The organism is Hyphomonas oceanitis (assembly GCF_036964545.1).
GTDB classification, from domain to species: Bacteria; Pseudomonadota; Alphaproteobacteria; order Caulobacterales; family Hyphomonadaceae; genus Hyphomonas; species Hyphomonas oceanitis.
On sequence record NZ_JBALTL010000005.1, the window covers coordinates 332,486 to 348,178 of the forward strand.

Here is a 15,693-nt window from a genome sequence, read left to right on the forward strand (position 1 = left end):
CGCCTATCCCCGAAAGCAAGAAAGCCTGCCAAGGCTGGCAGGCTTTCTCATTTGTATCAAGAGCCGTGTCGGACCGGACTATTCGTCCGCAGGCTCGGCAGCAGGTGCCGGAAGGGCCGCCATCGCGAGATTTGCCGCTTCTTCCTGGGCCTTGGCCATCGCAGCAGCGCGCTTGGCTTTCAGCTTCAGGTCGCGCTCGGCCGCAACGCGGCGGAACTGACGGATACCACCGCCCGTACCGGCCGGGATCAGGCGGCCAACGATGACGTTCTCCTTGAGGCCGTCCAGCGTATCGATCTTGCCCTGGATAGCCGCCTCGGTGAGCACGCGGGTCGTCTCCTGGAACGACGCAGCAGAGATGAAGCTGCGGGTCTGGAGCGAAGCCTTGGTGATACCGAGCAGAAGCGGGTTGGCAGTTGCCTCGCGCTGGTCCTTTTTACGGGATTTGCGCACAACTTCATTGGCGTCCTCGAAGTCGATCAGATCGATATGCTCGCCGACGATGAATGGCGTGTCGCCACCGTCCACGATTTCGACCTTCTGCAGCATCTGGCGAACGATCACTTCGATGTGCTTGTCGTTGATCGGCACGCCCTGCAGGCGATAGACCTTCTGCACTTCGTCGATGAGGTAGTTGGCCAGAGCCTCGACACCAAGCGTCGACAGGATGTCCTGCGGCGCCGGGTTACCGTCCATCAGGTATTCACCACGCTTGATGAAGTCACCATCCTGAACGGCAAGGTGCTTGCCCTTCGGAACGAGGTAATCGATCTGGTCACGACCTTCCTCGATCGGCACGATCGAGACGCGGCGCTTGTTCTTGTAGTCACGGCCGTAAAGCACCTTGCCATCGACTTCTGCGATGATGGCGTGGTCCTTCGGACGGCGCGCTTCGAAGAGTTCCGCCACGCGTGGCAGACCACCCGTGATGTCCCGTGTCTTCGCACCACCGGTCGCAACACGTGCGAGCGTGTCACCGGCTTCGATCTTGTCACCATCGGCGACGGACAGGATAGCGCCCACCGAGAGAAGATAGACAGCATCAGAGCCATTAGGCAGTTTGACGGGCTTACCGTCCTTGTCGATGACCTGGATCGACGGCTTGATGTCAGCCGCTTTCGAGGCCGAACGCCAGTCGATCACAACGCGGGACGAGATGCCCGTCGCTTCGTCGGTTTCTTCACGCACGGAGACGCCATCGATCACGTCGATCAGTTTGGCTTCGCCGGCCACTTCCGACACGATCGGCTGGGCAAATGGATCCCAGTCTGCGAGCGGCATGCCGGGCGAAACCTTCGCCTTGTCCTTGACCATGAGGCGTGTGCCGTAGGCCGGGCGGAACGACTGACGTGTACGACCGTCGGCATCGACGATCTCGACCTGCATGCGGCGGCCAACAACAATGATGTTCTTGTCCTTGCGGGTCACATACTCGCCATCCGTGAACCGGACGGTGCCTTCGAAGCTGGCTTCGATGGACGATTGGTCGGCCACCTGCGCTGCGCCACCAATGTGGAACGTACGCATGGTCAGCTGGGTACCCGGCTCACCGATCGACTGGGCAGCGATAACGCCGACCGCTTCACCGCGGTTGACGACCGTGCCGCGGGCAAGGTCACGTCCATAGCACTGAACGCAGATACCGTTGCGCGCTTCACATGTCAGCGCAGAGCGGGCTTTCACCACGTCCACACCGGCATTCTCGATGATGTCGGCAAGGTCTTCGTCAATATAGGTGTTGGCAGGCGCGACCAGCGTGCCGTCCGCACCTTTGACATCTTCAGCCGTAACACGGCCGAGCAGACGCTCGCCCAGCGAAACGGTGACATCAGCACCTTCCATGACAGCCGAGATGTCGATGCCTTTTTCCGTACCGCAATCATCTTCGTTGATGATGCAATCCTGGGCAACGTCGACAAGACGACGGGTCAGGTAACCCGAGTTCGCCGTTTTCAGAGCCGTATCGGCAAGACCCTTACGGGCACCGTGGGTCGAGTTGAAGTATTCAAGAACGGTCAGACCTTCCTTGAAGTTCGAGATGATCGGCGTCTCGATGATCTCGCCTGACGGCTTGGCCATCAGGCCCCGCATACCGGCGAGCTGCTTCATCTGGTTCTTCGAACCACGCGCACCGGAGTCGGCCATCATGTAGATCGAGTTGACCTGAGCCTTCCGGTCACCCTTGGCCACCTGGGCCTTGGACGCGGATTCCATCATGGCGTCAGCGACCTTGTCCGTACATGTGGACCAGGCGTCGACAACCTTGTTGTACTTCTCACCGCGCGTGATGAGACCGTCAGCATACTGGCGTTCGTATTCGGACACCTGTTCCTTGGTCGCTTCGACGAGCTTCTTCTTCGCTTCCGGAATGACCATGTCATCCTTGCCGAACGAGATGCCCGCTTTCGCAGCTTCCTTGAAGCCGAGACCCATCATCTGATCGCAGAAGATGACCGTCGCCTTCTGCCCGCACAGACGATACACATCGTCGATGATCCGACCGATGGCTTTTTTGGTCAGCGTCAGGTTGACCATGTCAGGCTGGATGCCTTTGAAGCGCGGCAGGATGTTTGCCACCATGAAGCGGCCCGGTGTCGTGTCGATCACACGGCGCCATGGCTTGCCTTCATCATCGACGCCTTCGTACATCGCCTTGATTTTCGAGTGCAGCGAGACGAAGCCGTTGTCCAACGCCTGCTCGATTTCGGCGAGGTCCGTAAACATCATGCCATTGCCGACTTCCTCGTCGCGATCGAGCGAGAGGTAGTAGAGGCCGAGGATGATATCCTGCGACGGCACGATGATTGGCTTGCCGTTGGCAGGCGACAGGATGTTGTTCGTCGACATCATGAGCACGCGGCATTCCAGCTGGGCCTCGAGGCTCAGCGGCACGTGAACGGCCATCTGGTCGCCGTCGAAGTCAGCGTTGAACGCGGCGCAGACCAGCGGGTGAAGCTGGATGGCCTTGCCCTCGATCAGTTTCGGTTCAAACGCCTGGATGCCGAGGCGGTGAAGCGTCGGTGCGCGGTTGAGCAGGATCGGGTGCTCGCGGATGACCTCGTCGAGGATATCCCAGACTTCCGGCTTCTCTTTCTCGACCAGTTTCTTGGCAGCCTTGACCGTGCCGGCAAGGCCCTTGGCGTCGAGACGCGCATAGATGAACGGCTTGAACAGCTCGAGCGCCATCTTCTTTGGAAGGCCGCACTCGTGCAGTTTGAGGTTCGGGCCAACCACGATGACCGAACGGCCGGAATAGTCGACGCGCTTGCCGAGAAGGTTCTGGCGGAAGCGGCCCTGCTTGCCCTTGAGCATGTCGGAGATCGACTTCAGCGGACGCTTGTTGGTGCCCGTGATCGTGCGGCCGCGACGGCCGTTGTCGAACAGGGCATCAACCGACTCTTGAAGCATACGCTTCTCGTTGCGGATGATGATGTCCGGGGCGCGAAGCTCCATAAGGCGCTTCAGGCGGTTGTTCCGGTTGATCACGCGGCGATAGAGGTCGTTAAGGTCGGACGTCGCAAAGCGGCCGCCATCCAGTGGAACGAGCGGACGCAGGTCCGGCGGGATCACGGGAACGACGGTCAGGATCATCCACTCGGGCTTGGCGCGCGACTGGAGGAAGGACTCAACTACCTTGAGGCGCTTGGAAGCCTTCTTGGTTTTCAGTTCCGAGGTGGACTCGCGCAGGTCATCGCGCAGCGTCTCGGCAAGCGTTGGCAGGTCGAGGTTGCGGAGGATCTCGCGGATGGCTTCGGCGCCGATCATGGCTGTGAACGCGTCTTCACCCAGACGGTCCTGCGCATCCATGTATTCTTCTTCGGTCAGGAGCTGCTTGGGCTCCAGTTCCGTGAGGCCCGGCTCGATGACAACATAGCTTTCGAAGTAGAGCACGCGCTCCACATCTTTCAGCGCCATGTCGACCAGGGTCGAAATCCGGGATGGAAGCGACTTCAGGAACCAGATGTGTGCAACAGGTGCAGCCAGGTCGATGTGGCCCATTCGCTCGCGGCGGACGCGTGCGAGGGTGACTTCAACGCCGCACTTCTCGCAGACAATGCCGCGATACTTGATGCGCTTGTACTTGCCGCAAAGGCACTCATAGTCCTTTACCGGGCCGAAGATGCGGGCACAGAAAAGGCCGTCGCGCTCGGGCTTGAACGTCCGGTAGTTGATGGTTTCAGGCTTCTTGATCTCACCTGACGACCACGAGCGGATTTTCTCCGGGCTTGCGATCGAAATGCGGATCGCCTCGAAAGTCGGGGCGGGCGTATTCGGGTTGAAAATGCTGGCGACGTCCTGGCGCATGGGTGTCTGCTCCTTGGGTGGGCGATGTTGTCGGGGCGAAAGGGCCCCTGCCCTCATGAAATTTCGTATCGAATGGGATGCCCCGTGAAACGCGTGTCGCTTCCCGGGGCACCCCGATATTTCGTTTACTGTCTACTCGGCAGCAACCGTGGACTCTTCGTCCTCGATTTCGCCGTTGTCTTCTTCGATCAGCTCCACGTTGAGACCAAGCGAGCGCATTTCCTTGATCAGCACGTTGAAGCTTTCCGGGATGCCAGCCTCGAAGGAATCGTCGCCACGGACGATCGATTCGTAGATCTTCGCACGGCCTGCAGTGTCATCCGACTTCACAGTCAGCATTTCCTGCAGCGTGTAGGCTGCGCCGTAAGCTTCGAGTGCCCAGACTTCCATCTCCCCGAAGCGCTGGCCACCGAACTGCGCCTTGCCGCCCAGCGGCTGCTGGGTAACGAGCGAGTAAGGACCGGTCGAACGCGCGTGGATTTTCTCGTCCACGAGGTGGTGAAGCTTGAGCAGGTACTTGTACCCGACCGTGACAGGACGCGAGAACTGAACGCCGGTACGACCGTCGAACATTTTCACCTGGCCTGACGTGTCGAGACCGGCACGTGTCAGCAGGTCGTTGATGTCGCTTTCGCGGGCACCATCGAACACTGGCGTGGCGATCGGAACGCCGTTGCGCAGGTTACCGGCCAGCTCGACGATTTCAGCGTCGGTTTCAGGAAGCTCCTGCTCTTCGCCATAGGCGTAGGTAACCGCTTTACGAAGTGCGTCCATGTCATGCTTCTGGTGGAACTCCTCCAGAGCCTGGTCGATGATCCGGCCAAGACCGCGGCAGGCCCAGCCTGTGTGGGTCTCAAGGATCTGGCCAACGTTCATGCGCGACGGCACGCCGAGCGGGTTCAGAACGATGTCGACAGGCGTACCGTCTTCGAGGAACGGCATGTCTTCGCTCGGGTTGATCTTCGAGATGACACCCTTGTTGCCGTGACGGCCGGCCATCTTGTCACCCGGCTGAAGCTTACGCTTCACGGCCAGGAAGACTTTGACGACTTTCATCACACCCGGAGGCAGGTCGTCGCCGCGCTGGACCTTGTCGACCTTGTCGTTGAAACGGGCATCAAGCTCGTGGATCGAGGCATCAAACTGGGCGCGCAGGGCATCGAGATCGGACTGGGCCTTTTCAGACTTCAGGGCGATATCCCACCACTGGCTCTCGCTCAGCTCTTCAAGTGCGTCGGCCGCAATCTTGCCAGCCTTGAAGCCTTTCGGCCCCGCAACGGCTTCCTTGCCGGTCAGTAGGTCAGCAAGACGCGCATAAGTGTTGCGCTCAAGGATGGACTGCTCGTCCTCCTTGTCTTCCTGCAGCTGCTCGATCTGCTCGCGTTCGATCTGAAGCGCGCGCTGGTCCTTGTCGATGCCGTGACGATTGAAGATGCGAACATCGACAACCGTGCCTGCGTCGCCCGGAGGCACACGCAGCGACGTATCACGCACATCGGACGCTTTCTCACCGAAGATGGCGCGGAGGAGTTTCTCTTCCGGCGTCATCGGGCTTTCGCCCTTCGGCGTGACCTTACCGACGAGAATGTCGCCAGCTTTCACTTCAGCGCCCACAGCCACGATACCGGCTTCGTCGAGGTTGCGCAGGGCTTCCTCGCCGACGTTCGGAATGTCGCGTGTGATCTCTTCAGGGCCAAGCTTCGTGTCACGTGCCGCGATCTCGAATTCCTCGATGTGGATCGACGTGAAGACGTCGTCCTTCACGATACGTTCGGAGATCAGGATCGAGTCTTCGAAGTTGTAGCCATTCCACGGCATGAACGCGACGAGCACGTTCCGGCCGAGTGCCAGCTCACCGAGATCGGTCGAAGGACCGTCCGCGATGATGTCATTCTTCGAGACCGTATCGCCCACTTTAACGATCGGACGCTGGTTGATGCAGCTGTTCTGGTTCGAGCGGCGGAACTTGGCCAGACGATAGATGTCGACGCCCGACTTGGAGCCTTCGAGATCTTCAGTGGCGCGAACCACGATACGCAGCGCGTCAACCTGCTCGACCACACCAGCCCGACGGGCGATAATGGCGGCGCGGCTGTCACGGGCCACAATGGATTCCATGCCCGTGCCGACGAACGGCGCTTCGGACTGGACCAGCGGAACCGCCTGGCGTTGCATGTTCGATCCCATGAGGGCGCGGTTGGCGTCGTCATTTTCAAGGAATGGGATGAGCGAGGCAGCAACCGATACGACCTGTTTCGGCGAGACGTCCATGAACTGGATGTCGTCCTTCGAAACCATGGTCGCTTCGCCAGCCACACGGGCGTTGACGAATTCGTTCTGCAGCTCGCCCTTTTCATTCACCGAGGCGTTGGCCTGGGCGATTGAGTAGATCGACTCTTCCATGGCCGACAGATAGACGACCTCGTCAGTCTGCTTGCCGTTCACAACCTTGCGGTACGGGCTCTCGATGAAGCCGTACTTGTTGATGCGCGCATGCGTGGCGAGCGAGTTGATCAGACCGATGTTCGGGCCTTCCGGCGTCTCGATCGGGCAGATCCGGCCATAATGGGTCGGGTGCACGTCGCGGACTTCAAAGCCGGCACGTTCGCGTGTCAGACCACCTGGGCCAAGCGCTGAAAGACGGCGCTTGTGGGTGATTTCCGACAGCGGGTTGGTCTGGTCCATGAACTGCGACAGCTGAGAGGAGCCGAAGAATTCACGCACAGACGCCACAACCGGTTTCGCGTTGATCAGGTCGTGCGGCATGACCGTGTCGATATCGACCGATCCCATACGTTCCTTGATCGCGCGCTCCATGCGCACGAGACCGATACGGTAGTTGTTTTCCATCAGCTCGCCGACCGAGCGGACCCGGCGGTTGCCGAGGTTATCGATGTCGTCGACTTCGCCCTTGCCGTCCTTCAGGTCGAGAATGACCTTCATGACGCCGATGATGTCGTCATTGCGCAGCACGCGCATGTCGTCAGCAGCCGACTCGTAGCCTTTGACGGCCACGGAGAGGCGCATGTTCATCTTCACCCGGCCAACAGCCGAGAGGTCATAGCGCTCTGGATCGAAGAAGAGCTGGCCGAACAGGGCGTCAGCGGCTTCCTGCGTTGGTGGCTCACCTGGGCGCATGACGCGATAGATGTCCGACAGGGCTTCGAAACGGGTTTCGTTCTTGTCAGCCTTCAGCGTGTTGCGCAGCCATGGGCCACGGCCGGACGCGTCGATGTCGAGGACTTCGATCGTCTTGATGCCGTATTCGCGCATCTCGGCGATGACTTCTTCTTCCAGCATGTCGCCAGCTTCACCGAAGATCTCGCCGGTTTCCATGTTCACGACATCGCGTGCCAGGAATTTGCCAACGAGGGCTTCAGACGGCACCAGGATCTCGTCCGTGCCGGCCTCAGCAATACGCTTGGCTTTCAGCGCGGTGATCTTCTTGCCAGCTTCGGCAATGGCCTTTTTCGACTTGGCGTCGATGAGGTCGAACTCGGGCTTGAGGCCTTTCCAGGCTTCCGAACGGAACCCGGTGACCCATCCCTGCTTGTCCATCCGGTAGATGGAGTGCGTGTAGAAAAGGTCGAGGATCTGCTCGGTGTCGTAGCCGAGGGCGTAAAGCATCGTCGTCGCCGGCAGCTTGCGCTTACGGTCGATACGGATGTTTAGCACGTCCTTCGCGTCGAACTCGAAGTCGAGCCACGAGCCGCGGTAAGGAATGATGCGCGCCGCGAACAACAGCTTGCCGGACGTATGGGTCTTGCCCTTGTCGTGGTCAAAGAACACGCCAGGCGAACGGTGCATCTGCGAGACGATCACGCGCTCGGTGCCGTTCACGACGAACGTACCCTTGTCGGTCATCAGCGGGATGTCGCCGAGATAGCATTCCTGCTCTTTGACTTCCTTGACCGAGCGGGCGCCCGTGTCTTCGTCAATGTCGAACACGACGAGCTGAAGACGTACCTTGAGCGGCGCCTGATAGGTCAGATCGCGCTGCATGCACTCTTCAACGTCAAATTTCGGCGTTTCGAACTCGTAGTTCACATATTCGAGCGTCGCGCGCTCGGAAAAATCTGTAATCGGGAATACCGACTTGAAAACGCCTCCGAGACCATCATCCGTGCGTTTCTCGCGCGGCGTGTGCATCTGAAGGAAGCTCTCGTAAGAATCGCGTTGAACCTCGATCAGGTTCGGCATTTCGATGGCTTCGGGAATGCGCCCGAAGGACTTGCGGATACGTTTCTTTTCCGTGAAGGAGAGTGCCATCCCAGGATCCCAATTTTGTCCGTCCGGGCCACATGGCCACAGACCTTATCACCAGAACGCGAGTTCGCGGCGGCCTCTGAATGAGACCGCCGCGCATCTTTTAGATAGAACAGCGCCTCGCGCGAACACTGTCCGGATTTTAAAGCAGCAAGCGCTACTTGATTTCGATCGTAGCGCCGACGTCTTCGAACTTCTTCTTGATCTCTTCAGCTTCAGCTTTGGAGACGCCTTCTTTGATGGCTTTAGGAGCAGCTTCGACGAGGTCTTTAGCTTCCTTCAGGCCGAGGGCAGGAACAACGTCGCGGACGACCTTGATCACGTTGATTTTCTTGTCGCCCGCCGACGTCAGAACGACGTCGAATTCCGTCTGCTCTTCAGCAGCGGCAGCTGGAGCAGCACCACCGGCAGCAGCAACAGCCACTGGCGCAGCGGCGGAAACGCCCCATTTTTCTTCGAGCATCTTTGCGAGCTCTGCAGCCTCAAGAACGGTCAGGGCCGAGAGGTCTTCGACAATCTTTTCGAGATTTGCCATTGTATGATTTCCTGTTTGGTTCGGTTGTTAGTGTTGAGATGTTGCGAAAACGGGTGCCTTAGGCGGCGTCTTTCGACGCGTATGCCGACACCACACGGGCAAGCTGGCTGGCCGGAGCCTGAATGACGCCTGCAACTTTCGTTGCCGGTGCCTGCAGAAGGCCAACAATTTTGCCACGGAGCTGGTCGAGAGACGGAAGCTTCGCGAGAGCCTGGACGCCATCAGCATCCAGAACCACGTCACCCATGACACCGCCGATGATGATGAGCTTCGCGTTGTCTTTCGCGAATTCATCAGCTGCTTTCGCAGCGGACACCGGATCAGCAGCATAGGCAATTGCCACAGGGCCCTGGAACAGGGCTTGGGCATCGTCGCCACCTTGACCGTCGAGCGCAATTTTCGCCAGACGGTTCTTGACCACCTTAAGCTGACCGCCATCCTTACGAAGAAGGGCGCGCAGCTTTGACATTTCCGCAACGGTCATTCCGGAATAGTGCGTCACGATGACAGCACCGGACTCAGCGAACACGCCTTTCAGCGCGTCGAGGGCCACTGTTTTTCCAGCTTTATCCATAGCGGGTCTCCAGTAGAGGCGCCCGGACCATCCGGCCGCCCTGGTAATCGCCTTCCGGCCCAAGGGCCTTCCAGCGCCTGCCCAGGGATTGGCCTGCCCGGTAAAGCAAAACAGGAAATCCTGTTTTTCCGAACCGTTTCAACGCCTCACCCCGTCTGCATAGGTGGCTAAAAAGCCTTTACCGCGTCCGAAAACGTGACCTATGGTCTAGGACAGGAAAACGGGAGGCCGCCGATGCACATCGGTGATCTCCCGTCAAGAGAGGTCTGTTAACGCTTTATCCAAAGGCCCGCAACCCCCTGAATCCAGAAAAAGTGCTATCACAGGAAAAAGCCCGGCGCCTTTTGGCACCGGGCTTTTCTGATTTTCGAGCAAATTAGCCGCCGAAGCGAGCCTATTTGGTTTCGGCCGTATCGATCATGATGCCCGCGCCCATCGTCGAGGACAGCGAGATTTTGCGAACAAACGTGCCTTTTGCGCCGCTTGGGCGCGCCTTGACGAGCGCATCGAGGAACGCCTTGACGTTCTTTTCGATGTCAGCTTCGGCAAAGCTGGCCTTGCCGACGCCTGCGTGGATGATACCGGCTTTTTCAACGCGGAATTCAACCGAGCCGCTTTTGGCGTCTTTGACAGCCTGTGCGACGTTTGGCGTGACCGTGCCGACTTTCGGGTTAGGCATCAGGCCGCGTGGGCCGAGGACCTTACCGAGACGACCGACGATAGCCATCATGTCCGGCGACGCGATAACGCGGTCGAAGTCCATGAAACCACCCTGGATTTTTTCCATCAGGTCTTCTGCGCCAACGAAGTCAGCACCGGCAGCCTTGGCTTCGTCAGCCTTGGCATCTTTCGCGAACACGGCGACGCGAACGTCCTTGCCCGTGCCGGCTGGCAGGTTAACCACGCCGCGGACCATCTGGTCAGCGTACTTGGGGTCGACGCCGAGATTGACGGCAATCTCGATCGTTTCGTCGAATTTCGATTTCGCGTTGCCCTTCACCACCGAGACGGCCTCGCTGATTGTGTAGGCTTTTTCGCGGTCAATCGTTTCTGCGATTGCGCGTGAGCGCTTTCCTGGTTTCGCCATCGTTCTTACTCCACCACTGTCAGGCCCATCGCGCGGGCGGACCCTGCGATGATCTTGGACGCTGCATCGAGATCGTTTGCGTTGAGGTCTTCCATTTTGGCTTCCGCGATTTCGCGGATCTGCTTCATGGTGACCTTGCCGACCGTGTCAAAGCCAGGCTTTTTCGAGCCGGAAGCTGGCTTCTTGCCGAGCTTCAGGCCAGCAGCCTTCTTCAGCAGCACCGTGGCAGGTGGCGTCTTCGTGACGAAGGTGAATGATTTATCCTGGTAATACTGGATGACGACCGGGATAGGCAGGCCTTCTTCCATGCTCTGCGTCTTGGCGTTGAACGCCTTGCAGAATTCCATGATGTTGATGCCGCGCTGACCGAGCGCTGGGCCGACGGGCGGCGAAGGGTTTGCCTTGCCTGCGGGAATCTGGAGCTTGATCTGCCCCAGCAGTTTCTTAGCCATTGTGTCCTCACAATTGTTACGAGGGGGCGGTGGTCTTTCGATCCGCCCCGATTGGTATCGAGGGTCCGCGGTCCGGCTGGCGGGCCTTCCGCAGAAGCGGGCGTATGGCCCAATCACCCCTTCAGGTCAAGCAGCCCGGATGTGAAAAGCCCGGACGGCGTAGGCCATCCGGGCTTGTTTCGTCTCGCCTTGGGGCGCCGCCTACATCAGCGCATAGCCCTTGGCATTGATATATTGCTTCAGCGCCGCCGCACGATTGAGCGGATCCGGGTGCGTGGACATGAATTCCGGCTGGCGCTGGCCTTCCGAGTTGGCCGCCATGAGTTCCCACAGGCGCACGGACTGTTTCACGTCATAGCCGGCATTGTGCATGTAATCGACGCCCAGTCGGTCGGCCTCGGATTCGTGCCGGCGGCTGTAGGGCAATACGACACCAAACTGCATGGCCGCTCCACCGAGTGCGCCAATGGCCGTGCCATACTGACTAAGCGTTTCCGATTGCGTGATGGCGATCTGGCCCAGCATCAGGCCGGCCTGCGCAGCCGTCGTGATCGACAGGCGCTCGGCGGCATGGCGGCCCACGACGTGCCCCGTCTCATGGCCCAGAACGGATGACAGCTGATCATCATTCTCGGTCAGTTCGGTAATGCCGCGATATACGCCCACCCGGTTGCCTGGCATGACGAACGCGTTGACGTCATCGGTATCGAACACGGCGACATCCCAATCGGCGTTCGGGTCGACATACCCGGTCTGACCTGCGCCGCGCACTGTACGGTTCCACACATTGAGAACGCGGCTCTTAAGCCTGGAATTGGCTGTCACCGGCACTTGCGCCTTCATGTCGGTCCATGCGCTTGCAGCCATACCAGCGATCTGGTCTTCGCCGAGAAAGATGAACTGGTTGGAACCCGTCGCCGGATTTGTTGCGCAACTGGTTACGAAAGGCAGCACGCTACCGGAGGCAATGCCGCAGATGATCGCCCGGCGGGACATGTTGATACGCGGCGCATTCGCGAGAATTTCGCCGTCAAAATCGATGCGTTCGACCATATAAAAACTCCTTCACCCTTTGGCGCCATGGTTACTCTCTGGGGGCTGAAAAGCAATGCCACAAGAATAGCGCCAAGACGCACCTGCCAGATCCGGAATGAATGCACCGTGAATTGCGCGCCTATTCCTCGGCGACGTCGCCGGACAGGATCGCGGCCTGTTCCACCCAGCCTTCACGGGCAATCCGGCCCGAGAAATTCAGGTGGTTGTCGACCCAAGCCATATTGGCCGGTGTCCACGCAGCGATCTGGTCATAATGGAAGATGCCGAGTTCATTCAGCACTTCCTGGATTTTCGGACCGATGCCGCCGATGATTGTCAGGTCGTCAGGCGAGTCCGCAACGGCCTTAGGCAGGGCGATCGGGCGCTCTGCAGGGATCTCGTCAGCCTCAGCCTCCTCATCGTCCACGCCGTCTTCATCATCAAGTTCTTCGTCGGCATCATCGTCTGATTCTTCATCATACTCGCCGTCGTCATCCTCGTCCGCCTCGTCGAGCGCCTCTTCGTCGATGTCTACATCGTCTTCGTCGAAGTCTTCCTCGTCATCAGACTCGTCCGCGTCGTCTTCTTCGGAATCGTCGTCTTCGACATCATCCTCTTCGACTTCGTCGTCCTCATCGTCCTCGTCAGATTCATCGTCTTCTGACTCATCTTCGTCAGACTCGTCGTCCTCCAGGACGTCTTCATCTGCCTCATCGTCGGACTCTAGATCGTCCTCATCTTCCGCGTCGAGGTCCTCCTCATCGGATTCCTCGTCATAGGCATCGTCGTCCTCGGTTTCATCGTCGGACTCTTCGTCCGCTTCCGCCTCGTCCTCGTCTTCCTCGTCGATGTCCGCGTCATCTTCCAGTTCGAAATCTTCGTCCTCGTCCAGCGCGTCCTCATCACCCTCGTCTTCGTCGTCATCCTCTAGCGCCTCGTCCTCGAGGTCTTCATCTTCCAGCTCATCGGCTTCATCCTCGGCCTCAAGCTCGTCTTCGATCTCGTCCGCCATGTCGTCTTCAGGCTCATCAACGTCTTCGTCGAATTCACCCTCTTCCTCGGCATCTGCCGCTGCATCAGCCTCTTCCAGCTCCTGCAGGATGGCATCCGTGGCAGAGATAACCTCGTCATCATCGTCCGGCGTCTCGTCTGTCTCAACTTCAAGATCGACCAGCTCGGCCACGTCCGGCGCGGCGGCGTCCTCAGGGGCAGCATCACCCTCGAAATAGGCGAGGCGCCCCTCAAGGAAGCGGTTACGCCAGCGCAGCCGGGCCAGTTCCTCGCCCGCATCATCACTTTCAATCGGCGCTGCAACCGCTGCCGGCTCAGGCGCCGGCTGGGCTGCCAGTTCTGCCTCCAGCGTCTCGACACGCTGCTTGAAGAAGTCAGCCTGCCATTTCAGCTTGTCCACTTCAGCCTGATCGACAGCAGGCTCTGCCGAAACAGCAGCAGCCGCGGCTGGCGCTGCGACAGCCTGAGCCGGTGCAGCGGCCTGCTCGTGCAGCGCGGCCTCCAGATGTTGCACGCGGCTCTCAAGGTGCCGGTTGCGCCACAGCAGGCTTGGTTCGGTCTGGTCGCTGGCCATTTTCGGGGCGACAGGCGCAGCGCTACGTCCGGCGCCGGATTTCAGGGCTTGCAGCTCCGCCTTGGACCGTGACAGCTCGGCGGACAGCTCCGACAGCCGCTTCTCGCGCACGTTCAGCTCGGCCCGCAGCGTGGGATCTGCCGCAGTTGCTGGCGAGACGCTGCCGGGCACTGTGTTGCGCTGGGCCGCATAGAGGCCTTCGATTTCGGCCTTGGCCTGATCCAGTTCGGTCCGGGCGATATCGCGGTCCACACGGGCCGTCCGCAACTTGCCGACAAGCAGGATGCCACGCATTGACCAACCAAAAAGCAGGCTGAACAGGCCGACGCCTGCAAGCGCTATCCACATGTGCGTCAGAAGCCAGGCCATTATTCGCTCCGTTCCAGTACTGTGATCTCGATTGTCCGGCTGTCTGCCCCGGCGTCAGCTGAATCAATAGCCTGCTCCGCAGCGCTGGGGCCATAGCCAATCGCAGACAAACGCCCCGCATCCACCCCGGTTGCCTCAAGAAAGGCCACCAGCGCCCCCGCGCGTGCCCTGCCCAATGCAACATCTGCAGGTTTGGGGTTTCCGGCCTCCGAACGGCCATTGATGCTGAATCCGAGCGCGGGGTCGCAGGCCGAAAAAGAAGCCGCCAAGGCATCGAGAACGGGCCCACTTGTTCGCTGCGGCTCAGCGGCGCCCTCTGCAAAGCTTATATCCCCGGAAGCCACAGCGGCGTCCACGAGGCGCTGGCATGTCTCGACAGGTGTCGCAGCAGGCGTGACATCAGGAGGGGCTGGCAGACGACTGACAGCTCTGATCTCTGCCCCATAAGGGGCGGTCAGGCTCGCCACGTCCTGTTTCAGGTAGGCCAGCGTGCTGGGCCGCGCCTGCCCCAGGATCAGGAAGCCCGCCCCATCCGGGTCGAAATCCATTTCTCCGCTCTGGAATTGCACGAACTGCGGCAGCCCCCGCCGTACGCCTTCCATCCAGCCATTATACACCTGGTCGGCAATGGCCATCTCGTCCACCATTTTGCCCTGGTAGTGCTTCTTGGCCAGCGTCAGGATTTCCCGGCGCTCGGATTCGCTGGACACATTGCCCTTCAACAGCAGGCCTTCATCCGACACCCGCGCCAGCCAGAGCGAGGCCCCGCGCACCAGAGGCTGCCCCTGGAAGGGCGCGGCAATATTGGCAACTTCCGTCTTAACGGCCTCACGTACGGCCTTGTCACTCGCCACGCCATTCACGCGCAGGCGCGTATCCTCAAGCGTTACATCGCCTGAATCCAGGCTGGCCAGCTGTTGCAGGCCGAGGCGCGCAATGCCCTGCCAATTGCCCACAGGCGCGCCGGAAGCAAGCTGCATATGGTCTTCCACCGGCGCCCCGGCGGCAACGGCTTGCGCCTCGGCGAGCAGGGTCTTCCGGATCGCGCGCGAGGGCACGTGGCCCGACAGGACCAGCGCGCCCTCAGGTGTCTTCTCTACATGCCATACAAAGGGCGAAACCGGCGGCGCGTCATCGGCGACACTCTCGACCTGCGTGACGCCGCCAAAGATCAGGCCGCCCGGGCCGGCGGCCGTGAGAATGGTGAGTGCGGCATCGCGTACGGCATCGGTTGAGGGTGCCTTGCCCGACAGGACAGCGTGCTGGCCATCCATGGTGACAAGGGCCCAGTCATGACCGGCGGCCTTGAGGGCAGCTGAGGTTTTCTGCTGAAGTTCCATCTGCAGATTTGCAGCATTCTGCGGTGACTGATAAACGCCCCACCAACCCATCGCCACGAGACCGGCGAGAGACACAAGTGCAAACAGGTGATCGAGTAGCCTCATTGGGACCCCGCCTTACTCCCTGAAGTCACTTCCCTTCCTT

9 protein-coding genes are annotated in these 15,693 nt (G+C 59.8%); all 9 read right to left on the reverse strand.

Going from position 1 to position 15,693, the window contains the following annotated elements; translation table 11 throughout:
• Positions 1 to 78: 78 nt before the first annotated feature.
• Positions 79 to 4,305, reverse strand: a complete 4,227-nt coding sequence (gene rpoC, locus V7651_RS15310) for a DNA-directed RNA polymerase subunit beta' (protein ID WP_035540201.1) — start codon at positions 4,303 to 4,305, stop codon at positions 79 to 81.
• Positions 4,306 to 4,437: 132 nt separating this feature from the next.
• Positions 4,438 to 8,574, reverse strand: coding sequence for a DNA-directed RNA polymerase subunit beta (gene rpoB / locus V7651_RS15315; protein WP_335613665.1), 4,137 nt, complete (start codon positions 8,572 to 8,574; stop codon positions 4,438 to 4,440).
• A gap of 154 nt (positions 8,575 to 8,728) precedes the next feature.
• Positions 8,729 to 9,106 carry a 50S ribosomal protein L7/L12 gene (gene rplL / locus V7651_RS15320; RefSeq protein ID WP_035540198.1) on the reverse strand — a complete coding sequence of 126 codons (378 nt, stop codon included), beginning with the start codon at positions 9,104 to 9,106 and terminating at the stop codon, positions 8,729 to 8,731.
• Between the two features lie 58 nt (positions 9,107 to 9,164).
• Positions 9,165 to 9,680, reverse strand: a complete 516-nt coding sequence (gene rplJ, locus V7651_RS15325) for a 50S ribosomal protein L10 (RefSeq protein WP_035540195.1) — start codon at positions 9,678 to 9,680, stop codon at positions 9,165 to 9,167.
• A gap of 394 nt (positions 9,681 to 10,074) precedes the next feature.
• The gene (gene rplA, locus V7651_RS15330) at positions 10,075 to 10,767 is read right to left on the reverse strand and encodes a 50S ribosomal protein L1 (protein ID WP_035540193.1); all 693 of its coding nucleotides are present in this window, start codon (positions 10,765 to 10,767) and stop codon (positions 10,075 to 10,077) included.
• Positions 10,768 to 10,772: 5 nt separating this feature from the next.
• The gene (gene rplK, locus V7651_RS15335) at positions 10,773 to 11,219 is read right to left on the reverse strand and encodes a 50S ribosomal protein L11 (protein WP_034740641.1); all 447 of its coding nucleotides are present in this window, start codon (positions 11,217 to 11,219) and stop codon (positions 10,773 to 10,775) included.
• 201 nt (positions 11,220 to 11,420) lie between these two features.
• Positions 11,421 to 12,272, reverse strand: a complete 852-nt coding sequence (locus V7651_RS15340) for a M48 family metallopeptidase (RefSeq protein ID WP_335613666.1) — start codon at positions 12,270 to 12,272, stop codon at positions 11,421 to 11,423.
• Between the two features lie 121 nt (positions 12,273 to 12,393).
• The gene (locus V7651_RS15345) at positions 12,394 to 14,208 is read right to left on the reverse strand and encodes a hypothetical protein (RefSeq protein WP_335613667.1); all 1,815 of its coding nucleotides are present in this window, start codon (positions 14,206 to 14,208) and stop codon (positions 12,394 to 12,396) included.
• Complete coding sequence (locus tag V7651_RS15350) at positions 14,208 to 15,653, reverse strand: OmpA family protein (RefSeq protein WP_335613668.1); 1,446 nt, start codon at positions 15,651 to 15,653, stop codon at positions 14,208 to 14,210. Before V7651_RS15350 ends, V7651_RS15345 begins: the two co-directional genes overlap by 1 nt.
• Positions 15,654 to 15,693 lie beyond the last annotated feature (40 nt).

What these genes read in the sequence shown, in the direction of transcription:
- rpoC (WP_035540201.1), bottom strand. Translation starts at nt 4,305, where the DNA reads ATGCGCCAGGACGTCGCCAGCATTTTCAACCCGAATACGCCCGCCCCG.
- rpoB (WP_335613665.1), bottom strand. Translation starts at nt 8,574, where the DNA reads ATGGCACTCTCCTTCACGGAAAAGAAACGTATCCGCAAGTCCTTCGGG.
- rplL (WP_035540198.1), bottom strand. Translation starts at nt 9,106, where the DNA reads ATGGCAAATCTCGAAAAGATTGTCGAAGACCTCTCGGCCCTGACCGTT.
- rplJ (WP_035540195.1), bottom strand. Translation starts at nt 9,680, where the DNA reads ATGGATAAAGCTGGAAAAACAGTGGCCCTCGACGCGCTGAAAGGCGTG.
- rplA (WP_035540193.1), bottom strand. Translation starts at nt 10,767, where the DNA reads ATGGCGAAACCAGGAAAGCGCTCACGCGCAATCGCAGAAACGATTGAC.
- rplK (WP_034740641.1), bottom strand. Translation starts at nt 11,219, where the DNA reads ATGGCTAAGAAACTGCTGGGGCAGATCAAGCTCCAGATTCCCGCAGGC.
- V7651_RS15340 (WP_335613666.1), bottom strand. Translation starts at nt 12,272, where the DNA reads ATGGTCGAACGCATCGATTTTGACGGCGAAATTCTCGCGAATGCGCCG.
- V7651_RS15345 (WP_335613667.1), bottom strand. Translation starts at nt 14,208, where the DNA reads ATGGCCTGGCTTCTGACGCACATGTGGATAGCGCTTGCAGGCGTCGGC.
- V7651_RS15350 (WP_335613668.1), bottom strand. Translation starts at nt 15,653, where the DNA reads ATGAGGCTACTCGATCACCTGTTTGCACTTGTGTCTCTCGCCGGTCTC.